This window comes from Vibrio sp. PSi01, from assembly GCF_054960695.1.
This window is the reverse complement of record NZ_JBHNYN010000002.1, coordinates 1-23608: the sequence shown is the minus strand read 5'-3', so window position 1 is coordinate 23608 and position 23608 is coordinate 1. Positions and strand designations below refer to the sequence as shown.

15 protein-coding genes are annotated in these 23608 nt (G+C 44.2%); 12 read left to right on the top strand and 3 right to left on the bottom strand.

Annotated features, from left to right (window positions below):
* Positions 1-136: 136 nt before the first annotated feature.
* The 9 genes from ACFI6G_RS03230 (at position 137) to ACFI6G_RS03190 (ending at position 13322) form a co-directional block, all read left to right on the top strand.
* Positions 137-1420: a carbohydrate porin gene (locus ACFI6G_RS03230; RefSeq protein WP_010432626.1), complete on the top strand. Its 1284-nt coding sequence runs from the start codon at positions 137-139 to the stop codon at positions 1418-1420.
* A gap of 229 nt (positions 1421-1649) precedes the next feature.
* Positions 1650-3668 carry a methyl-accepting chemotaxis protein gene (locus tag ACFI6G_RS03225; protein ID WP_016787528.1) on the top strand — a complete coding sequence of 673 codons (2019 nt, stop codon included), beginning with the start codon at positions 1650-1652 and terminating at the stop codon, positions 3666-3668.
* A gap of 434 nt (positions 3669-4102) precedes the next feature.
* Positions 4103-5110 (top strand): LacI family DNA-binding transcriptional regulator, encoded by a 1008-nt coding sequence (locus ACFI6G_RS03220; protein ID WP_010432632.1) that lies wholly within the window; start codon positions 4103-4105, stop codon positions 5108-5110.
* Positions 5111-5128: 18 nt separating this feature from the next.
* A complete protein-coding gene (locus tag ACFI6G_RS03215; protein ID WP_010432635.1) occupies positions 5129-6376 on the top strand; it encodes an ABC transporter substrate-binding protein in 1248 nt (415 codons plus the stop codon).
* Between the two features lie 67 nt (positions 6377-6443).
* Positions 6444-7430, top strand: a complete 987-nt coding sequence (locus tag ACFI6G_RS03210; RefSeq protein WP_010432637.1) for a carbohydrate ABC transporter permease — start codon at positions 6444-6446, stop codon at positions 7428-7430.
* A 46-nt stretch (positions 7431-7476) separates the two neighbouring features.
* Positions 7477-8325 carry a carbohydrate ABC transporter permease gene (locus ACFI6G_RS03205; protein WP_016766938.1) on the top strand — a complete coding sequence of 283 codons (849 nt, stop codon included), beginning with the start codon at positions 7477-7479 and terminating at the stop codon, positions 8323-8325.
* Positions 8326-8342: 17 nt separating this feature from the next.
* The gene (locus tag ACFI6G_RS03200) at positions 8343-9692 is read left to right on the top strand and encodes a GH1 family beta-glucosidase (RefSeq protein ID WP_016787530.1); all 1350 of its coding nucleotides are present in this window, start codon (positions 8343-8345) and stop codon (positions 9690-9692) included.
* Positions 9692-10783 (top strand): ABC transporter ATP-binding protein, encoded by a 1092-nt coding sequence (locus tag ACFI6G_RS03195; RefSeq protein WP_010432646.1) that lies wholly within the window; start codon positions 9692-9694, stop codon positions 10781-10783. The genes ACFI6G_RS03200 and ACFI6G_RS03195 overlap by 1 nt, the downstream gene beginning before the upstream one ends.
* A 124-nt stretch (positions 10784-10907) precedes the next feature.
* Complete coding sequence (locus tag ACFI6G_RS03190) at positions 10908-13322, top strand: GH36-type glycosyl hydrolase domain-containing protein (protein WP_371956919.1); 2415 nt, start codon at positions 10908-10910, stop codon at positions 13320-13322.
* Between the two features lie 73 nt (positions 13323-13395).
* On the opposite strand, the gene ACFI6G_RS03185 is transcribed toward ACFI6G_RS03190, so the two are convergent.
* Positions 13396-14343: an aldose 1-epimerase gene (locus ACFI6G_RS03185; protein WP_462710137.1), complete on the bottom strand. Its 948-nt coding sequence runs from the start codon at positions 14341-14343 to the stop codon at positions 13396-13398.
* A gap of 65 nt (positions 14344-14408) precedes the next feature.
* Between ACFI6G_RS03185 and ACFI6G_RS03180 the strand changes: the two genes are divergently transcribed.
* Together ACFI6G_RS03180 and ACFI6G_RS03175 are read left to right on the top strand one after the other, a co-directional pair.
* A complete protein-coding gene (locus ACFI6G_RS03180; RefSeq protein ID WP_102370931.1) occupies positions 14409-17483 on the top strand; it encodes a GH116 family glycosyl hydrolase in 3075 nt (1024 codons plus the stop codon).
* 96 nt (positions 17484-17579) lie between these two features.
* Positions 17580-18593, top strand: a complete 1014-nt coding sequence (locus ACFI6G_RS03175) for a LacI family DNA-binding transcriptional regulator (RefSeq protein ID WP_010432657.1) — start codon at positions 17580-17582, stop codon at positions 18591-18593.
* A gap of 200 nt (positions 18594-18793) precedes the next feature.
* Here ACFI6G_RS03175 and ACFI6G_RS03170 read toward each other — a convergent pair whose 3' ends face one another.
* Together ACFI6G_RS03170 and ACFI6G_RS03165 are read right to left on the bottom strand one after the other, a co-directional pair.
* The gene (locus ACFI6G_RS03170; protein WP_016785499.1) at positions 18794-20422 is read right to left on the bottom strand and encodes an ABC transporter ATP-binding protein; all 1629 of its coding nucleotides are present in this window, start codon (positions 20420-20422) and stop codon (positions 18794-18796) included.
* A 12-nt stretch (positions 20423-20434) separates the two neighbouring features.
* Positions 20435-20929 (bottom strand): hypothetical protein, encoded by a 495-nt coding sequence (locus tag ACFI6G_RS03165; protein WP_010432662.1) that lies wholly within the window; start codon positions 20927-20929, stop codon positions 20435-20437.
* 240 nt (positions 20930-21169) lie between these two features.
* On the opposite strand from ACFI6G_RS03165, the gene ACFI6G_RS03160 reads away from it, so the two are divergent.
* Positions 21170-23530 (top strand): Lon protease family protein, encoded by a 2361-nt coding sequence (locus tag ACFI6G_RS03160; RefSeq protein ID WP_462710136.1) that lies wholly within the window; start codon positions 21170-21172, stop codon positions 23528-23530.
* The last annotated feature ends 78 nt before the right edge of the window (positions 23531-23608 follow it).

Sequence of the window (23608 nt, the reverse complement as noted above, 5' to 3'; positions counted from 1 at the left end):
TATCTGGTGATAACTCTAAAAGTTTCATGGCATTTGGGCTGATTTATCAGTGTGAACAGCAACTAACTTTTCAACGCTTTCATTGCTTAATATTTCCCTGTTCGATGAAAACTCAAAAAAATAATAGGGAAATAAAATGCAAAAATTTAAGCTTTTGCCAATAACAGTCGCAGTGGCGGCATCGCTTGCTTCACTCTCTTCTTTTGCTGCTGATACTGATATCGAAGCATTAGAAAAACGAATTCAAGAGTTAGAATCTAAGGTTGTAGAAATTGATTATGTGAACGATCAACAGCCAGCAGTTTTGACTCCAGACACGAAAGTGCCAGAAGGGATTGTATTCTCTGGTTACGCTCGTTACGGCGCACATTACTCGGATGGAGACAATCGCTATGTTGAAGTTGGTAGCTCAGGCCGCTCTCTTGGTCGTTTAGGTAACGAAGCCAACGGCGGTGAGTTTCAATTAGGAAAAATTTTCCAAGCAGATAGCGGTGCGAAGTGGGACGTAGTGCTCATGCTTGATGATTGGAACAACGATCAGTGGGGTTCTTCTGGCGGCGTAAACTTGAAGAAAATGTACGCTGGTGTCACTAATTTCGTTGAGAGCCAACCTGAGCTATACGCATGGGCTGGTCGTGATTTCCATCAGCGTCCACAACAAGGTTTGAACGATTACTTCTGGATGTCTCACGATGGTCAAGGTGCGGGCTTTAACAACTTAAACCTTGGTGGCATTAAGCTAGACATGGGTTTTGTTGGTGCGGTTGATAGCGAAGACGGTGCTCTAGGTAATGATTCAGGCCGTTATGGTATTACGTCGAAACTTCACGGCATCAATGCTGGTATTGGCAACCTAGATTTGTATGCTAACTATGGTTTCGCGTCTGAAGAAGCCGATACTATCGGGAATAAAGTAAGCGATGAAAATGCATGGCAAATCGGTGCAACTCTTGGCTTAGGTGATTCCAACAAGTTAGTTGCTAAATACGCTGACGGTGCTGATAACTCAGTATTTGAGTTAGCGGGCGATAAGCAAGTTATCTATGTAAGTTTAGAAGGTAACTACGCAACGAGCGATCAATTCATTATTGATTACCTTATATCGTACAAAGATATCTCTGGTGACGATGCAACAGAGCAGAGCGAATACGCTGGTATAGTTCGTCCACAGTATCAATGGGATGACACGCATTCTACATGGTTAGAAGCGGGCTACGCGATGGAAGATCGTGATGATGGTTCTGAGAAAAACGGTTGGAAAGTCACGCTATCTCAAAACGTATCACTTGGTGGTCTACCTTGGAGTCGTCCAATGCTACGTTTCTACACAACAGTGGGTGATGTGGAGACTAAAGGCACAACTGAAACGGTTACTGCAGATACACTTGCATTCGGTGCAATGTTTGAAGCTTGGTGGTAATCACAAGCTAGAAACAGCAGCTCTTTGAATTAGGCATATTTTCAAAGAGCGATGCTTTCAAATATCCATGCTTATTAAGAGCATACGTTGAAATACCTATGCTTTTAAAGAGTAAGTAATACTGTCCATTTTAGCCCTAAAGGCAGATTGATTAGGGCACGTTTCAATTAACTCCATTCTTGGGCACATTTTTGTGCCCTTTTTTTCGCCACTAGCTCAAGGAATAACTATGAGACTTTCTTCCATTGTGTCTCGAGTTTATCTGGGTTTTTTTGTACTGATCGCAATTATGTTAGCCTCTGCGTGGCTAAGTATCAGTAGCAATAAGAACATCACAACTCGAATTGAAAATATCACACAGCAAGCCACTCCACTAATGCTTCAATCGTCGGCACTTACTATTGGATTCTTGGACATTAATCGCAGCACGATTCCCTATTTATCCGCCAATTACATTGATGAACTCGAGCCATTAAAGCAAACCATTTTGAATAATATCAATCTGTATCAGCAGCAATTAAATTGGTTTGAAGGCAAGGACGCAGCAGGTTCACCAATTGAATCCATGCTCAATAAAATTAATGAAACGGGAGAGTCTACGTTCGAGAAGATCGAACAAGTTTTGAATCTCTATGTATCGTATTTGGATGGCAAAGACCTTGGCTCGATGAAACAAGATCAATTCCAGTCTGTCGTGGGGCAGCTTAATAACAGCTTAGTGAATCAATTAGCGAGTGCGGATTCGGAGAACACGCAAAAAGCAGTCGAAGCCTTGTTGGTGCAATTGAGTTTGATTGCCGCAGAAGCAAATGAGGCCTTTTCGCTGCAAACCTCATCTGAGGTTCGTAGTATCGAACGCCGTCTGCACAGTCGTAAAGAACGATTTGAAGAAGCGGTCACTGACCTAGAGGCATTAAATCCAGTTTTGATGCGACGTAGCAAACAGTCTTTGTCGTTACTCGCTTTGCATGCCTTTTCTGAGCAAGGCTCAGTTGCAACCCACATGGAGACTGTAAAAAGACATGAGGTTATCGCGCAACAAAGAGTGGATATAGAACAGCTAATTGACGTTCAGTTAGCTCATTTCGATGAGCTTTCTATGTACGCGGAAAACACCGCGACACGTTTATATCAAGAGTCGATAGATTCGTCTAATCAGGCGCTTTTGATGCAATTCATCATCTCGGCATCATCGGTTTTCGTTGCTATGTTGATCGGGTTGAACATTGCCAAAGGGATCCGTAAGCCAAGTAAACTTGTGCAAAGTGCTTTAGACCAAGTCGCCAATAAGGATCTGAGCTCTAGGGTTGAGTATCGATCAAGCAATGAATTTGGTTCAGTCAGTGACAAAGTTAATTTGGTGATTAGCCATCTAGCTCAAATGATTGAGAACATGCGTAATTCGTCGATGCATTTACAGCAAGCTTCCTTGGAGAACCAAAGCACTAGTCGTTTACTGCGTGAAGCGATGCAAGACCAGACCAATCAAACTGTGATGGTGGCAACTGCGATGGAGCAAATTGAGTGTTCTGTAACGGAAATAACCCAAGCGGCCAATCAAACTTTAACCCTAGTGACCGAAGCGGTGTCCAGTTCAAGTGATGGTCAAAAGACCATGGATAAAAGCGTTGAGATGATGAGTGGTTTAGAAAGTCAACTGGCTGAATCGACAGTGACTATTGCTCAGCTGGAAAAAGAGAGTGCTAGCATTGGTTCGATTCTCGATGTGATATCGGGGATATCAGAGCAAACGAATCTATTGGCACTTAACGCGGCCATTGAAGCGGCACGAGCAGGAGAGCAAGGAAGAGGCTTTTCTGTGGTTGCCGATGAAGTTCGAGTATTGGCTGCGAAAACCAACGCATCGACTCAAGAGATTCACCATAAAATTGAACAACTGCAAACCAGTTCTAAGCTAGCCGTTGAACAAATCAATCAATGTGTGGTGGGTATGGTTCAATGCGTAGCACAAACTGGGGAGGTCAACCACTCAATCTCTAAGGTGTTTGGTCTTCTCAATGAAGTCGAACAAAGAAGCCATCAGATCGCTACCGCGACCACAGAACATCAGGTTGTGGCTTCTCAAGTCACGCAAAATATCAGTCAGATACATATGTTGGCAGAAGAGAACTCCGAGCGATCTCAGGTACTTTTCTCACATGGCCAACAGCTTGAAGTGATGTCTCAAGAGCAATTCTCGTTAACGCAGGAATTTAAGTTAGCGGAGCATCCAAGTCACAAGGATTAGTCACAACATCGAGTTTATCGGAGATTTCGCGCCCAGCCTTATGCTGGGCTTTTTGTCTCTGGGTACGTGAATTACAGAAGGAGTGAAATGTTCTCATACAATTTCGTATTGCCCTTGAAACAATAAGGTCAATTTTGTTCCGTATATTACCGTCTGCTGTGGGGGCTGCACCAAATAGTGCTTTCAAAAAAAGGGGGACCTAGACGGATTTTTTGAGTTTACGCATTAATAATAGAACAGCGTTCTTATTGCTTTAGCCATAATCTCATGAAACAGTTTCATGGTATGAAGGGAATCTGTAAGCGCTTTCATGATTTCCATAACTGGCCTTTTTAGCGCCGGGTTTAGTGTGATGACACTCACTTCAACTAAAACGTATTTTCTTAATAATCGTTTTGTAAGCGGTTATAAGCTAATGAAGTATCGAGGTTCGAGTGGCGACAATTAAACACGTATCAGAACATGCAGGTGTGTCTCAGGCGACAGTGTCTAGAGTTATTAATGGCACCAGTAGAGTCAGTCATGACAAGAAGCTAAAGGTTGAAAAAGCGATCAAAGAGTTGGGGTATCGTCCGAACTCCATCGCTCAAGCCTTGGCTTCAAGTCGTACAGGTAGTGTTGGTGTTGTTGTTCCAGAACTTGGCGGTTCGTTCTATTCAGGCATTTTGCATTGTATAGAAGAGAACTTACGCCGCTTTGGTTACCACGCTGTCGTCACGGCGGGTTCTAACACTGAGCAAGGGCAGCGCGAGTCTGTAGAGTTTTTATTGGGGCGTCGAGTTGATGCTTTGATTCTTCATACTCAACTGCTGAGTGATGACTATTTAATTGAATTGGAAGAACAGGGGACCCCTGTGGTTTTGATTAACCGCTTCATCCCAGAAATGGCGATGAGTTGCATAGACATTGATAACGAAGTCGGGGGGCTACTCGCTACTCAATATCTTTTGCAAAAGGGACATACAGATATCGCGTGTATTACCGGGCCTTTAGATAAAGCAGATGCTAGGGGGCGTTTGCAAGGTTATCGAAAGGCTTTGGAAGAAGCGGGTGTGCCATACGATGAAGCTTTGGTCTCAGAGGCGGGGTTTACTGAAGAGACTGGTATCAGCGCTATGAAGAAGTTGATCAACCGCAAGTGTCGGTTCACGGCCGTATTTGCTTCAAACGATCACATGGCATTTGGCGCATTCGAAGTCTTACATCAGGAGGGATTGTCTGTTCCGAAGGACGTCTCACTGGTGGGCTTTGATAACACCATCTTCGCGCGTTATCTGACCCCTAGTTTGACCACCATTAACTTCCCCATTGAAGAGATGAGCATTGAAGCAGTGCAGCTCACTCTACAAAAGCTAAAAAAAATAAAACATGACGTGAACTTTAAATTGCTGCCGACGTTGGTCACTAGAAACTCGGTATTGGATTTACCAGTTACCCTATAAAAACATTAAGGATAGAACATGAAATTTAAGACCTTAGCGCTTTCATGCGCGGTTGCTTTAGGATTAGGTACAACAGCTGTGAATGCCGCTGACAAAGAAATTCGTTTTGACGGTTTCCCTGATTTTGATAGCAGCCTAAAGGTATTGCTGCCTGATTTCGAAAAGGAAACGGGGATCAAAGTCGATTACCTAATGAATAACCATGGTGACCACCACACTAAGTTAACCACAAACTTAGCAACCGGCTCTGGAGCGGGTGACGTGATCGTAGTGGATGTAGAAAAAATCGGTCCATTCGTTGGCTCTGGCGGCCTAGTTAACCTGTCTGAAAACTACGGTGCAGATAAGTACGAAGAACGATTCGCACCTTACGCATGGGCACAAGGCAAAGGCGCTGATGGCAACATGTACGGCATTCCGGTCGACCTTGGCCCTGGTGTGATGTACTACCGCACTGACGTATTTGAAAAAGCGGGTATTGATGTAGAAGAAGCAATCAAAGATTGGGATTCATACATTGCTGCTGGTGAAAAGCTGAAAGAGCAAAATGTACAACTGATTGCTTCAGCGGCTGATGTAGCACAAGCGATTATCTTCACGACCGTTCCTGAAGGTGAAGGTCTTTACTTCGATAAAGATGGCAACCCAGTTGTGACATCAGAACGTTTCGTTCACGCTTTTGAAGTAGCGAAAGAGATTCGCGACAAAGGCTTAGACGGTCGTATTCTGGCTTGGTCTAACGAATGGTACGAAGGCTTCCGCAACGGCACGTTTGCAACTCAACTTTCTGGCGCTTGGCTTCTTGGTCACCTAAATAACTGGATTGCTCCTGAAACTAAAGGTAAGTGGGCAGTAGAAAACCTACCTGATGGCATCTACGGCAGCTGGGGTGGTTCATTCCTTTCTATTCCAACGCAATCAGAGAATCCTGATGAAGCGTGGGCTCTTATTAAATACATGACGACTGAGCGCGAAGTTCAGCTTAAGCACTTCGAAACGATTGCTGCTTTCCCGGCGAACGTAACGACATATGACGATGAATTGTTCCAAGAAGAAGTGGAGTTCCTAGGCGGACAAAAAGCTCGTCTTATCTTTGCTGAAGTCGCACAGAATATTAAGCCAGTATCTCCAGCGCAAGGCGATCACGTTGCACGTTCTATTATTTTAGAGAACGCATTGATGGAAGTACTTGATGAAGGTAAAGACATCGAAACAGCGCTTAAAGAGGCTGAGCGTCTAATCAAACGTCGTACCCGTAATCTTTAATTTGTTCTTTTTTTAAGTAAGTGAGGAAGCGTGGATAACGCGCTTCCTTTTCTAAGAGGTCGTTACTATGAATCATACAGCGAGCACAACGATAGAACCTTCGGAGCAAAGCTTTTTTTCTCGCCTAAATTTGAAAGCGCTTTCACCGTATGGATTTCTTCTGCCGTTTCTGATCATTTTTTCTGTATTTGGGATCTTCCCGCTGTTGTTCTCTGTTTATCTGTCGTTCCACGAGTGGAACCCGGTAAGAGGCATGGATGCGATGGAGTTCGTTGGTTTTGAGAACTATCACATTGCATTGACTGACCCATGGTTATGGCGTTCGTTGAAGAACACATTGTGGCTAGCGGTTACGTCAGGTGTGGCTCAACACTTGGTTGCAATTCCAGTGGCTTACATGCTGGTTTCAATGGGTGACCGTATGCGTCACTGGCTAACATCGGCGTACTTTCTTCCGTTCATTACATCAACGGTCGCAGCGTCACTGATTTTCTTCAACATGTACTCTCCTAACTCAGGAATAATCAACCAAACGCTAATGGCTCTCGCCGATAGCACACTGTTTGGCTGGGCATTCGCTTGGGTTAACGATTTCCAACCAATCCGCTGGCTAGACGATGCCACTATGGTGAAACCGTCAATCGCAATCATGGTGTTTTGGAAATACACAGGTTTTAACATTGTTCTGTACACCACAGGTTTGATGACGATTCCGAAAGACATTTTAGAAGCAGCTCGTATGGATGGCGCTAATGCTTTCCGCCGCTTCTGGAATATCTCACTGCCTATGATTCGTCCGTTTATCTTCTTCGCTATCACAATGACCATCATCGGCAACTTGCAGATGTTTGAAGAACCGTTCGTTTTAACACGTGGTACGGGTGGTACAGGTCAATCTGGTTTAACCATTTCGATGTACCTCTACAAAGTGGGTTGGGAATGGTTAGAAATGGGTACAGCGTCAGCAATCTCTTGGCTGCTATTCGCTCTCATCGCAACGTGTACCTTGGTTCAATTTATATTCTTCGGTAAGAAAGGCTTAGGGGAACATTAATATGTCGACATCGATTAAGACAAATACCTCACCACTAAGTGGCCTAATGCCAAGCGAACGCAGCATGTACATCATGACTAAGATCTTGATGGTTATGCTCGGCATATTACTGGTTGTTTCAGCGATTATTACGGTATTCCCGTTCGTGTGGTCAGCCTTGCTTTCAACACGTGATCGTTCAGAAATTTTTGGCTCGGGCATCAGTTTTGCCATTGGCGATAGCTTAGCGGTTAACTACGCAAAACTGCTGGAAATCATGCCGTTTTGGAAGGCGATGTTTAACTCTATTTACGTGGCCTTCCTAGGTACAACTATCTCTCTGCTGTTCTGTAGCATGGGTGGTTACGCGTTTGCAGTGTTTAAGTTCCGCGGAAAAAACGTGCTGTTTGGCATGTTGGTTGGCTCGATGGCGATTCCGCCGGTGCTTAGCTTGATCCCTTACTTCATGATCGTGAAATTCTTAGGCTTGTTGGATAACCACATGGCGGTATGGCTACCGTTCACCACCACACCATTTGGTATCTTCCTCATGCGTCAGCACGTGATTGCATCGATTCCAAAAGAGCTACTTGAAGCGGCGAAACTGGATGGCGCTGGTGAGTTTAGAACGTACTGGAGCGTGGTACTGCCACTGATGAAGCCTGCACTCGCAACATTGGCTATCGTTCAGTTCGTTTTCTTCTGGAACATGTTTATGCAGCCTCTCGTGGTGCTCAACAACCCAGATAACTATGTTATTACGCAAGCACTTCGAAGTGTTCAAGGTATTCCGAATACGCCATGGGGCGCGGTAATGCTAGGCACCACAATTTCTATTTTACCGCTCGTGATTACTTACTTGTTCGCATCAAAACAGATGATCAGTGGGTTAACGTCCGGCGCAGTTAAAGGTTAGGTTTAAGGGTTATAACAATGAATAAATTTCAACTTCCAAGTGATTCAAAGTTACGCAGTAAGGAATTTGTATTCGGTGTCGCGACATCTTCATACCAAATTGAAGGCGGCGTAGCAGAGGGCGGTCGCACACCGTCTATCTGGGACACGTTCTGCAAAAAGCCGGGTAAGGTTGATAACGGAGACAATGGTGACGTGGCGTGTGATCACTACCATTTGTGGAAACAAGATATCGAGATGATTCAAGGCTTAGGTGTTGATGCATACCGTCTCTCTATTGCATGGCCGCGCATCCTGCCGCAAGACGGTGTAGTGAATCAGCAAGGTCTAGAGTTTTACGAGCAAATTATTGATGAGTGCCATGCTCGTGGAATGAAGGTGTATGTGACGCTGTATCACTGGGATCTTCCGCAATACCTTGAAGATAAGGGTGGCTGGCTAAACCGAGAAACGTCTTACAAATTCGCAGAATACGCAGAAGCCGTAAGTGACTATTTTGGTAACAAAATTGACGTTTACACTACGCTGAACGAACCGTTTGTCTCTGCATTCCTTGGTTACCGCTGGGGCGAACACGCGCCAGGTATCAAGGGTGAAAAAGAGGGCTACTTAGCGTCTCACCATCTAATGTTGGCACATGGTCTGGCAATGCCGATTCTTAGAAAGAATGCACCTCACGCTAAGCATGGTGTGGTATTCAATGCGACACCAGCTTACCCATTAACGCCGCAAGACCAAGGTGCTGCGGATTATTGTGAAGCGGAAAACTTTCACTGGTTTATTGACCCAGTATTGAAAGGTGAATACCCACAGTTAGTGGTTGAACGCCAAGCGATGAACATGCCGATGATTTTAGAAGGCGATCTCGACATCATCAGTGCACCAGTGGATTACATCGGTATCAACTACTACACACGCAACGTCGCTCGTTTCAATGAAAACGGTGATATTGAGTCTGTAAAACAAACCGATGCTGAGCACACCTATATTGGTTGGGAAATCAACCCGCAAGGTTTAACCGATTTATTGATAAGACTGGATGATCGTTACGAAAATATGCCGCCTATCTACATCACAGAGAACGGCGCAGCAGGTAACGACGAATGTGTTAACGGACAAGTGATGGATGAGCAACGAGTTCGTTATTTCCAAGGTCATATCGAAGCGGTGCATAACGCAGTAGAAGCGGGCGTGCGAGTCGATGGTTACTTCGCCTGGAGCCTAATGGACAACTTTGAATGGGCGTTCGGCTACTGCCAACGTTTCGGCATTATCCACGTTGATTACCAAACCCAAAAAAGAACATTAAAACAGAGTGCTATCGCATACCAAAATATGCTTCTAGAGCGCGCTGAGGAGAACAAGTAATGGCTAAAGTTGAATTTAAGAACATCAAAAAATCATTTGGCGACGTTGAAGTTGTAAAAGAGTTTGATTTTACGGTTGAAGACGGTGAATTCGTTGTTTTCCTTGGCCCATCTGGCTGTGGTAAATCGACTACGCTACGTATGCTTGCTGGCCTAGAGAGCATCAGCTCTGGCGACATCGTCGTTGGCGGTAAGCTGATGAATAAAGTCGACGCGAAAGATCGTGACTTAGCGATGGTATTCCAAAGCTACGCGCTTTACCCACACATGACGGTTTATGAGAACATCGCCTTTGCACTAAAACTGAAAGGCATGCCGAAAGCAGAAATCGACGTAGAAGTACTGAAAGCAGCAAAAATGCTTGAACTTGATCCGTTACTGAGCCGTAAGCCGAAAGAGCTTTCTGGTGGTCAACGTCAGCGTGTTGCGATGGGCCGTGCGATGGTTCGTACGCCTAAGGTTTTCTTGTTTGATGAGCCGTTATCTAACCTTGATGCAAAACTGCGTGGCGTGATGCGTGAAGAGATCAAACACCTACATCGTGAACTAAAAACCACAACGATCTACGTAACCCATGATCAGATCGAAGCAATGACGCTGGCCGATCGCATTGTGATTTTAAAAGATGGTTATGTGGCACAAGTCGGTACGCCAACTGAGGTGTTCCAACGCCCTGCTAACAAGTTTGTCGCGCAATTCATTGGTAACCCATCAATGAATATGCTGGAAGCGAAATTGACTGAAACAGAAGGTGAGTACTTCGTAGAACTTGGCGATGTAAAAATTCCACTGCCTGAGCGATTCAAATCTTTGGCGTCGAAAAACCTAGCGCTGCATTTTGGTGTTCGTCCAACAGACATTCACCTACGTGCTGAGCAAGTGGACCACGATCGCGTACTGCCATTCCCTGTGAAAATAAAAGACAAGGAATTACTGGGCGCAAGCATTCTTCTGAAAACAGAAATCGGCGGTCAACCGTTAATGGTTGAAACTCAAGCGGCTGAAGTAGACGTGAAAGAACTGACACTTTACTTGGACTTGGATGCATTCCACCTGTTTGACGCGCTAAGCGAAAACTCGCTAGCGAGCTAGTTCGTTAAATAAAGCGAGTTCGAGACAACAGATTCAAATGGTTCAGTCAGCCATCGAGCTGATATCAACCAACTTACGACAAATTGTTTGGCCCTTCCTGATTTGGGAGGGGCTGGGGATAGTGATGATGAAATTCGGATATTTTGACGATAAAAACAAAGAATACGTAGCAACCACACCGTGTACACCGATCAAATGGTGTAACTATGTGGGCACATTAGATTTCGGTGGCATTGTAGATAGCAACGGCGGCGTGTTGTTGTGTAAAGGCGATCCGGCACTCAACCGCATCACCAAGTACATTGCTCAACTGCCAAACTCAGATTTCAAAGGCTCGACCTTATACCTTAAGGTGCGTGATGAAGCAGGGAATGTAGAAGTGTTTTCTCCTTTTTACACACCAACTCTGAAGCCATTGGATAAGTTTGAAAACCATACGGGTTTGTCTTACACCACCATTATTGCGGAAGCATTCGGTGTGCGCTGTGAAGCGACCTTCTTTGTGCCAAAGTCTGACCAAGTACTGTTGCAAGACATCAAAGTCACCAACATTTCAGATAAAGCGCTGCACGTTGATGTGGTACCCGTGTATGAGTTCACTCACTTTGATGCACTTAAGCAACTATTAAACGCAGACTGGGTTCCACAAACTATGACGCTTAAAGCGCATCAGCAAGAGTCGGGTCATACCGTGCTTGAGCAATACGCTTTCATGAAGCGTGATTACGCGGTTAACCTTATGACAGCGGATCGCCCTGCGACTTCTTTTGACGGTGATCGCCAGTCGTTTTTAGGCAATTTGGGATACGGTACATGGGCAGCGCCAGAAGCGCTAAACAATGATGAACTGGGTAATACTGAGTGCTTGCGTGGCGATAACATTGGCGCACTAAATCTGCGCTTGGGTTGGTTATCACCAGAGCAGACAGAACGTACGATTGTACAAATCGCGCAAGAACAGAGCCTAGAAGCTGCACTGCCTCTATTGGCTAAATATCGTGACCATCAAGTGGTCGATTCTGCTTTCGCTGAACTGGCTGAACATTGGGATGGTTACCTACAAGCGGTTCAGGTTGAAACGCCAGACCCAGCAATGAACTCAATGCTTAACGTACATAACCCACGTCAGTGCCACACAACCAAGAACTGGTCTCGTTACCTGTCTCTGTATCAGCTTGGCTATGGCGCTCGTGGTATCGGTTTCCGTGACTCTTCTCAAGATACTTTGGGTGTGATTACTCACATGCCAGAAGAGGCGCGTGAGTTCATTGAGCGTCTCTTGTCTGTTCAGAATACTAACGGTTCTGCGATGCATCAGTTCTTCCCATCAACGATGGAAGCGAACGCGGGTGACTCTCGTGAAGAGGAAGATCGCCCTGATTACTACGGCGATGATCACTTGTGGATCATCTACGCGGTCACTCAATATGTGAAAGAAACGGGCAATGCAGACTTCTTGAATAAAGAGATCCCGTTCTATCAAAAAGACAAAGCTGGCAACCCCGTTGAAACCGGGACGGTTTGGAATCACTTATGTCGTTCTATTGAATTTACTTACACCAATACCGGTGAGCACGGTCTACCACTATTAGGTTTTGCTGACTGGAATGACACGGTGAACCTGCCAACCGGTGCTGAGTCGATGATGGTAGCTAACATGTACGGTAAGGCATTGCTCGATATGTTGGACCTGTGTGAGTTGCGCGGCGAAGCGAAACTGACGGCTAAGTTCAAAGACCAATATCAGCAAATGCAGAGTACGGTCAACGAGTGCGGTTGGGATGGCGAGTGGTTTGTTCGTTACTTTGATGAGCAAGGTTTGCCAATCGGTTCTCATAAAAACGAGCAAGGGCAGATTTACACCAACGGTCAAAGCTGGCCCGTAATTTCTGGTTTCGCGACTCAAGAACGTGCAACGCAAGCTCTAGATTCTGTTTACAACAAGCTAAACACAGCTAATGGAATCAAGCTCTCAACTCCTGGCTACAACGGCTTTGATCCGCAACTTGGTGGCGTTTCGACGTACCCACCGGGTGCGAAGGAGAACGGCGGTATCTTCCTACATTCAAACCCATGGGTGATGATCGCAGAAGCGAAAATGGGTAACGGCGAACGTGCTTACGAGTACTACCGTCAAATTAACCCGGCTTCCAAGAACGACGACATTGATACCTTCGAGTCTGAGCCTTACTGCTACCCACAAAACATTTTGGGTGATGAACATAAGCAGTTCGGCTTAGGTCGTAATGCATGGCTGTCGGGTACTTCATCTTGGACATATGTGGCGGGTACACAATGGATTTTGGGTGTTCGTCCTGAAGTGGATGGTTTGCTGGTGGACCCTTGCATTCCGTCTGAGTGGCCTGAATTCAAAGTGCGTCGTCAGTTCCGTGGCGCGACATACCATATTCATGTCACTAACCCAAATAACGTGTGTAAGGGCGTCGTTGAGATGAAGGTCAATGGTGACCTGATTTCAGGCAACAAAGCACCGGTATTCACGTCAGGTGAGCATACCGTTGAGGTTATTTTAGGTTAGCAAAGAGAAGGGCGCGTTATGCGCCCTTTATTGGTTTTTGGTTTCTCTTTAGTGTTGCTTTATTTTGGTTGCATCACTTTGGTTGATAGCTAGCTTGGCATTGCCAAGTGAAGGTTTGAGATTGGTTCGGTTCAAGCGTCAATAAGCCGATCTGGTTATTGAATGCATCAGCTGGGCAAGTCATTGGTTCTATTGCAATACTTTGCTCACTAGTCGGCGTGTACAGCTGAACGAATGGGTAGCTTTTATCTTGTTGATAGTGAATAGCGGCAGACGAATCTGAGAGTGTCAAAGTAAGTTGGTTGGTTGCAGCCGCTTCAAATTCAAAGCAGTGGTTCAGGCTTTGATTAGTTAGGGCGTTATTCAGAGATGAACGGTCAAAAGCACGCTTTTCACCATTTGGCAGGTCGTTCTCGTGTATGACCTCAGTACAAGGTGACATAGTGAGTTCACACTGTTCTAACTCAGTACCGAGCGAGAAATAAGGGTGCCAAGCATCACCGAACGGGAAAGCTGAATCACCAAGGTTAGAAACAGTTGTTGAAGACGTGAGTCTACCCTTGATGTCGACAGTGAAGGTGACTTCAAGTTTGAAAGAAAACGGGAATCCTGGGTGCAAAGACGACGTTTGATATTGCAACGTCACACTGGCTGATTCTTCGTTGGTTACGCTGTTTGTGATTGAAAAAGGTTGGTTGTAAAGCAGGCCGTGCACGGCGTGATCAGACCAAGGAAAGTTAGCCGGGAGTTGATGGTTTTGGTTATCGAAACTGTAACGTCCTAAGTTTAAACGGTTTGGAAAAGGGAATAATTTAGCACTACGGGAAAAGAACGGATATTGGTTGATCAGTTCATCATAATTCTGATAGCCACAAATAAAAGAGAATGGACTGTTATTTACGATATATTTATTAATAACAGCACCAAATCCGTTAATTATTTGAAGTTCTATTCCATGTTTGTGATTTATTAATGTGACAGAGTCAATATTCCCAAACTTTTCATTTATAATTTTAAACATGTTGATGTCTCCATTTTTTAAAAGATATTAACAAGAAAAATAAAATATTCAATGGTGGTTTTAACATGAAGAATAAAATTCCATATACAAGATATTCAGGAAATTCAGAACACCTGTGTAAAAAAGGGGATGCTGTAGAATTTATTCAACCGTGGTACACGCCGATTTCGACCACGCCAGAAAATACCGGAATGGCTGTGGGTGGTATTGGCAATACATTTACACTGACGCCTAACGGTAACACTCCAAATTTCAGTTTTATTCCTGGTATATTTGTTGATTGTTCAGAGCAAGATATTAATTTTAATGATTTTTATGCTTCTGTGATGAATGTGCCAACCATTGATACACTTCAAGTGTTGAACGAAAAAGAGTTGAGCGTTCATCTCAATTTTTATCCTGCTTTGTTCGATGGAAAGAAAATTGACAGTAAAGATATACCAAATGCGATTACCTTCATTCAAGCAGCATTAAAAAACGGTAATTTTTACCAAGAAAATAAAGATAATTTTATAAAGTGGAATGTTGAGCTATCGAATAAAACGAAGTTATTGATTGAATTAGATTCAACTTCTATTGTTTGTCAGATATATGTAGCGTTAGATTTCTTTAATGGTTTATTAATAAACTATACAGCTAAATCATTATCACTTACTGCAGGGGGTAATAATGAAACCGGTAGTGTTAATGGTAGAGATATAGAATATCAAGCTTTGTATCCATTGGCTGAATATAAATACAGTAGCTTCGATGATATTAATATAAAGCGTAAGGTCGTCTCTCCGATCGTTAAAGAGAACAAACGTCTTTGTTCTTTACCGATGCACTGGAATCACTTCGAATTAACCAATAATTCATCGCAAACACGCGTTATTACGCTTGCTCAGCCTCTACAAAACTTAATTGGCTCAACCTACCAAAAAGGTCGCGATGGCATTCAGGATTCTGCTTGTACCTTGTCTCAAAACCCAATTGCTCAGCAGCATCAAACGGTTAACTTAAAGGGTGAAAGTCACAGCTTTACAGGTGTTCAGTTGTCTAGCCAGTCACCTTATCAAAGTGATATTGAAGGTGAAGTGGTATTCGGTGTTCAAGCTGATAATCGCCTGACTGAATCTGGCAAGGTATCGGTGTCTGTGAAACCGACGTTTTATACATCTAAAACGACAAAACAAACCGAATTTGCACTGAAAACAGGCCGTACAAACACTGAGTTCCAAACAGGAATTTACACAGGGCGTGAAGCACTGAGCGCTTTGGTTGTGGTGCAGGTTGAGCTAGAAGCGGGAGAGTCTGTTGACCTGCGTTTTGCGCAAGTAATGGCACACAGCAAAGTTATGCTTAATGGTTGGCATTCAGAAAAAGCTTATACGCAATTCTACCCGCAAGCTAAGCCAGCTTTGCTAATGTTAGAGGATGTATTGCCAGAGCTAGAAGCTATTGAGCAACAGATCGTGAAGCAACAAACGGCTTTCCTAGAGCAAGCTCAAAGCAAGATATCACAGCCTGATTCTGCACTGCGCTATGCCACGATGGCGATGAATTCATTGTCCTTCTTAGCGGAATCGACAGTATGGGATAAAGAGGACAAGTTCTTAGTGAAAGAGTGTGTCGACTACCCATTCTTTAACTCTCTGGACGTGTATTTCTACGGCTCATTCTCGCTGCTTTACTTATTGCCTGAGCTTGATGGTTGTGTGATGAAAGAGTTCTCGAAAGCTATTTTAGCCGAAGATTTCACTCAGCGCCGCTACTGGGAATACGAAGCGACACCGAATGCTGAATTGATTGATGAAAAGTACCAAGGCGTACGTGCCATTCGAGGCGCAGTAATCCACGACTTGGGCAGCCCATTCGATATCCAGCCTGACGCCTACAGCTGGCATAATGTGAAAGAGTGGAAGGACTTAGCGCCGAAATACATTCTGATGGTGTATCGTCATTATCAAAATACTCAAGATCTGTCTGTGGTTAAAGAGTGCTGGCAAGCCGTGACTGAAAGCATCGAATTCTTATCGAATCTTGTTGCTGAAGGTGATGACTTACCGCTTACTCGTGGCACAGACGACACCTTTGACAACTTAGCATCTCACGGTATTTCTATTTACTGCGCGAGCCTTTGGGTAGCAGGACTTCAAGCTGCGAATGAGCTTGCTCTATTGATGAATGAGAATGAATTGGCTGCTGACTACTTAGCTCGTTCTAAGAAGGCCCTGGCCACTGTCGAGCAAAGCTTATGGGATGATAAAGAAGGTTACTACCATTTCTTCGTCACTCCGGTTCAAGCTAAGCATTTAACGGGACAAGGCTACCAAGTATTGGAAACCTTGGGGCTTGCGCTGACTGGCGATGCGATTGCCGATAAGAACATTCTGAATGATTATCTTAACCAAACAGATACTTCAATTGATGTTAGTAAGGTATGTCAAAGAGTCTCTAAGAAACGCTTACTGAGCGAAACAGCTCCTCAAGCCTTTACACAAGAGTATTTAAATTTAGTGCCAGATTCTGACAACAGTTTTGGTGATGCACTATTAGCCGACAGCTACTTAAAGCTCATCGGTTTAGAGGGCATTTTCCCAGAAGACAGAATACAACGAGCACTAGACTATGTTTATAAGCACAACTTTGAGATCAACAGCCCTAAGCTGGGTGTAGCAAATATGACGCTGGCCGATGGTTCCCCACATGAAGCTTTTCAGGCGCAAGATGTGTGGATTGGCGTTCAGTTTAGCGTAGCGACTGCGTTGAATTTGGCGGGTAAATCGCAGCAAGCGGAAACCTTGATGGATACCGTGTATACCGCGCTTTATGACTATTCAAAGATTCCTTTTGCTGCACCAGAAGGGTTCAATTGTTCAGTCTCTATTGATGAGAACGATCTGACAGAATCATTTGAATTGTCACAAAATGATGCGAATAGTTGGCTTGTGGCACTTAAATTTCAAAACTGTGTCCTATCTGACGGTCGAGTTAATCCGAGCCTGACTAAAGACACTGATAAGTTTGTTAGTATGCTGCAAGGAGAAATCTCGGTTGAACATGCTATCGTTCTTCATAAATGGTTATTGAGCACGGGGTTGAAATACACCGCAGGTCGCTACTTTAGACCGGGGATGATATTCGCCTACTTGTATTAACTTCACGACACGACTTTCAACCAAAGCAGTCGTATGCAGGTTGAAACGGGTGGGGAGCTATAGGCTTCCCATGTGTCACCTGATTAGGGTATCGAGATGCGTACAAAAACAAAAAAAACCACCGTATACGATGTAGCGAGACTGGCAGGGGTATCTCCCAGTACGGTTTCTCGTTTTCTTAATCGAACGACTTATGTGTCGGATGATAAGAGTCAGAACATAGAACAAGCGATCAAAGACACGGGTTATAAACCTAACTTTCAAATGCAAGAGAACATCAACCGTCGCTCACTGACGATTGGTGTATTAGTTCAACACCCTGATAGCCCCTACACCAGTCGCATTCTCAATGACATGGAGAAAACTCTGATTGCTCAAGGTTACTCTTTGGTGATTGCGACAGGACATTGGCAGAAAAAACTGGAATTACATGCGCTGGAGTATCTGGCGAAAAGTAATGTTGATGGCATGATCATCGTGACCGGCAGTGTGACTAAAGAAGATATTGCTAAATACGCTCAAGACATCCCGGTCGTGGCGGTGGGGTATGACATTGTTGATGATAATATTCGTACGATTAACATTGATAATGTGCTGGGAGGTTATATGGCCACTTTGCATCTTCTCCAGCAAGGGCATGTAAATATCGCTCATATCAAAGGGCTTTCTAGTCAGCCTGATTCTGGAAATCGCTTTGAAGGCTATAAAAAAGCACTTCAAGAGGCTGGCATAAAAGTGATGCCCAAATTGGTTAAGCAGGGTGATTTTAGTAGTGAGTCTGGGTATGAGAAAACCGTCGAACTGATCGAGTCTAAGATTCATTTTTCAGCTCTGTTTGCAGCAAATGATCAAACGGCTTATGGCGCGATTAAGGCGCTGCATGATCATGGTTATAAAGTGCCAGAAGATGTATCAGTGATTGGGTTTGATGACTTACCAACCTCCAAGTATTTCACACCAGCGCTAACCACCTTGAGACAGCCGATTGAAGAGATTGGAGAGGTGTGTGCTCAGTCGATTTTGAATCTATTATCTGGTGAGAGGCATGAGGCTCGATTGCCACCGATTGATTTGATTGTGAGAGAGTCGACCAAGTCTTTGTATCGTTAGTATGCCATGAAGTGATTTGATGCCAGGGAATGACACTTCGAGATGAATTATTTCCCTTCAGAAACGAAAAATGTCGCATCCATGCGACATTTTTCTTTTGGCGGCCAAACCAGTTTTGCTATATCCATTCTAGATTGCAATCCATTAGATGCTTTTTCAGAATGTAGTTATAAGACGCTGTTAATGTTGATTAGTTCCCTTTACGCTGCATTTTTTTTAGATTTATTTTCTAAATCGAATGACGCAGCGATGAGTTTTTTGGTGTAGTTATTTTTCGGGTTGTTGAAAATATCTTCCGCAGAGCCTTCTTCCATCACTTCCCCTTTCTGCATCACCAAAACACGATCCGACAGTGCTTTCACTATCGAGAGATCATGGCTGATGAAAAGGAAGCCGATGTTGTGCTTTGCTTGAATGTCTTTCAACAGGTCGATTACTGTGAGTTGTACCGAGCGATCGAGTGCTGAAGTCGGCTCATCAAGTAAAATGAAAGAGGGTTCAAGAATAAGTGCACGAGCAATCGCGATACGTTGTCTTTGTCCGCCAGAGAACTCATGCGGATAACGGTTAATTGAATTGGGTTCTAGACGCACTTCAATCAGCGCTTTGCGTGCTCGTTCCAATCGTTCTTTCTTAGAGAGTTGAGGTTGATGCACCGTTAAGCCTTCGGTGATAATTTCTCCAACTGTCATGCGTGGTGACAAAGAACCATAAGGGTCTTGGAACACCATCTGTACATCTTTCTTGAGCTTATGACGTTCTCTGTCGGTTAATAAACTGACATCTTGGCCTTTATAAACAATGCGTCCGGTACTTGGTAGTAAACCGATTAACGCTCGTCCCAGTGTTGACTTGCCTGAGCCAGATTCACCCACAATGCCTAACGTTTCACCTTGTTTAAGGGTCAATGAGATGCCTTTTACAGCTTCGAAGTACTGACTCTTACTTTTGATAAAGTGCGATTTAACCAAGAATTGGACCCGTATGTCTTCAGCATTTAACAATTCTTGGGCTGATTCATGGACAGGAATCTTAGCGCCTTTCGGAATCGAGTTAATCAGCATACGTGTGTAATCGTGTTTAGGGTTTTCGAACAAGGCTTGAGTGATCCCTTCTTCGACGAGTTCACCTTTACACATCACGAGTACGCGATCAGCAAAGTGTTTCACTACACCAAGGTCATGGGTGATGAACAAAATCGCCATGCCCATCTTGCTTTGAATCTCTTTGATTAAAGAGAGCACTTCCGCCTGAACTGTTACATCTAATGCTGTGGTTGGTTCATCAGCAATCAGAATGTCAGGTTCATTAATCAGTGCCATCGCGATCATGATGCGCTGTAACTGACCGCCCGAAAATTCATGCGGGTATTTGCTGTAAGCCTGCTCTGGCATAGGTAAGTGAACAAGCTCAAACAGCTCGAGCACTCGTTGTTTTGCCTCTGATTTTGATACCTTACGATGACACATAATGGCTTCAGCCACTTGCGTTCCCACTCGCAGGTATGGATTCAGTGATGTCATTGGCTCTTGGAATATCATGCCAATTCTGTCGCCGCGAATTGACTGCATTTCACGCTCGGTCTTTTCAAGTATCGACTGGCCCTCAAATTCTATTGCAGATTGAGCGTCAATAATCGCGTTATCAGGAAGCAAGCGCATAAGCGCGTTGGAAGACACAGATTTACCAGAACCTGATTCACCTACAATGGCCAAGGTTTCACTGGAATTAAGAGTAAAGTTAACCTTTTTAACCGCATCAATGATTCCATCATTGGTTGTGAAACTAACGGAAAGGTTATTAACTTTGAGAATGGCCCGGTCCGACATGATATATCCTTATCAATTTAAGACATTAGGTGAAGATTGAACTTCTGACGTTGTTTTAAGTTGCCCAAAATGATGATGAGCACGTTGAATTTGTTCTAGTTCCAGCATCCAATGCGAACTGCGCTGAGCACTACAAAAAGCGATCAGGTGATTGAGTAAATCTTCACTCTGTTTTTCTAATAATCCAAAGGTACGTTGAATCAGCTCAGTGCTTTCAAGCGAGATAAATTGCATCAGTGCGTACGACTGATTCAATGTATCGAAGGCTTGCTGCTGTTGACCTAGACGATTGAGAATCTCTGATTGAGCAACACTTGCGTCTCTAAGCCCTGCAAGTAAACAAGCAAACTGGCAAGGTTTAATGTCGCTTTGATACGCAGCATCTTGGATGTGATGAGGAAGAGAAATAAGAACATCATTGTATAGGCGCTGCGCTTCAGGCCAGTGACCTTGTTCCATTAATTGTTCAGCTTTTAGGTAGTGCATCCAGCATCGTTCAATTTCCATATCCACATCCTCAATTTATAGTATTTTAAAATGTTAATGATATTTATTATCAATTGCAAATTAAAATCATTTGCATGTTAAGTTGATGAATAAAATAACCCCTGGTTCGTAAAAATGACTCAAATTGTGTGTTATTTGTTCGGTTGAACAGCGATGCAGCGTAAGTCACTAAATTTAGAGGAAATTACATCTACACTGATTTTATCTACACCCAAGTAATGAAGGACTAAGGAGGCGGCGATGGCGATGCAAAGACTCAATACAGAACAGCTGTATCAGGTAGCAGATCTAGACAAACTACCATGTAAGTCGACCAAAGAACTGGCTCCAATTGACGAGATCGTCGGGCAAGAACGCGCTCAAAAGGCCGTTGAGTTCGCGATGTCAATCAAGGAAAAGGGTTACAACATTTATGCGATAGGGCGAAATGGTCTTGGTAAACGTACCATGATCTTGCGCTATCTAAACCGACATCCTCAAGAAGTGCAGGAGCTTTTTGATTGGTGTTATATCGCTAACTTTGAAGATATTCGTACACCGAAGGTACTTAAGTTACCGAGTGGCGTGGGCAGCAGCTTAAAGCAAGATATTGAGAAGTTGATGCGTAAACTGCTCAAAGCAATGCCTCTTGCATTCGATAATGAGATGTACTTTAGCCGCGCCGATAGGCTCAAAAATCAATTGGCTGCTAAACAACAAGCGGCATTAGAAGCCATTAGCCAAGAGGCAAAAGACAAAGGGATCAACCTGACGATTACAACACAGGGTGATTATCAGTTTGTCGCAATGAATGGTGATGAGCTTCATACTGAGGAGAGCTTCGATCTACTTTCACCGGAAGAACAAGACGAATTTGATAAAACCATCGATATTTTAGAGGTTGGGTTAAGAACCATTTCTCGTGAATTGACGGAGCTTGAAGAGACGTATACAGAGAAAATCCAAAAGCTCAATGATGATACCGCAAGAGATGTGATCACTCACTTCATCAAGCAGTTGAAGAAGGATTACAGTCAATATCCTGATATCAAAAAATACCTCACAGCACTGCGTAAAGACATCGTCGACAACGCTGACATTTTCTTAGAAGAGAGCACGGAGCAAGCTGAGGTTGCGACGGCTTCGTTGGATAAGAAAATGCCGCGTCGCTACAAGGTTAACGTCATTGTTAGCCAGAAAGAGCAATCTCTACCGATTGTTGTTGAAGAAAATCCTAACTATCACTCTCTGTTTGGTTATGTAGAAACGGCGACGTTTAAGGGTACTGTATTTACTGACTTTTCATTGATTCGCGCAGGTAGCTTACACCGAGCGAATGGCGGCGTACTGCTAATGGATGCGGTGAAGGTACTTGAGCAGCCGTACGTTTGGGAAGGTTTGAAGCGAGCGCTACGCTCACGTCAATTGAGCTTCACTTCGTTAGAAAAAGAGGTGACGTTAACGGGAGCGGTATCGCTAGATCCTGAACCTATCCCGCTGGACGTTAAGATCATCCTGTTTGGTGATTATCGTACTTACCAACTGCTGCAGCACTACGATGCGGAGTTCGGTGAATTGTTCCGTGTGACGGCTGATTTTGAAGATGAGATGAAGCGTACTGCGGATTCTGAAATGCATTACGCGCGCTTTATTTCGAGCATCGTGCACGACAACAACATGCTTCATTGTGACCGCAAAGCAATTGCTCGCATCATTGAGCACAGCTCCCGCCAGGCTGGCGATCAAGGTAAGTTATCGTTGCATTCGGCGCATATTGCGAACCTACTTCGAGAGTCGAACTACGTTGCTAGAGGTGCGAAATCGAACCTGATTCGGGCTTCACACGTTGACCAAGCATTGTCTAACCAGCAGATGCGTGTTGGCCGATTGCAAGACAGCGTAATGGAAACTTTCACTAACGGTACAACACTTATTCATGTTGATGGTCAAGCAGTTGGGCAAGTGAATGCACTTTCTGTACTGAGCACAACCGATCATATGTTTGGCGCCCCTAACCGAATCACGGCAACGACGGCCTATGGTGACGGTGAGGTGATTGATATTGAAAGAAATGTAGATCTCGGCGGCAGCATTCACTCGAAAGGCGTGATGATCTTGTCGGCCTACCTTTCTTCTGTATTTGGTAAGACAGCGAAAGTCCCACTCACCACTAATATCACCTTCGAGCAATCATATGGTGGTGTCGATGGTGACAGTGCGAGTATGGCTGAGTTCTGTGCGGTGGTTTCAGCGTTTTCTAAGCAGCCAAACCGTCAAGATATCGCAATTACGGGCTCTATGAACCAGTTTGGTGAGTCTCAGCCAATTGGTGGTGTGAACGAGAAGATAGAAGGCTTCTTTGATGTGTGTGAAATCAAAGGGCGCTCAAACGAACAAGGGGTGATCATCCCACGCTCGAATGTTCATAACCTGATGCTGCGTAGCGACATCGTAAAAGCAGTTGAAAAGGGCGAGTTTAATATCTGGGCGATTGATCATGTAACAGAAGCGATAGAGTTGTTTACAGGCAAAGCCGCAGGTGAGGCAAATGATGAGGGGAGTTATCCAATTGATACTATCTTTGGTATCGCTCAAGCTAAACTGAACGCATTGCGTAAATAGCTGAATACTTAGTTAGTTTATGACTAGATAAACAGACAAACAAAAAAATAACAGCCAAAACGCAAAAGCCATCGACTC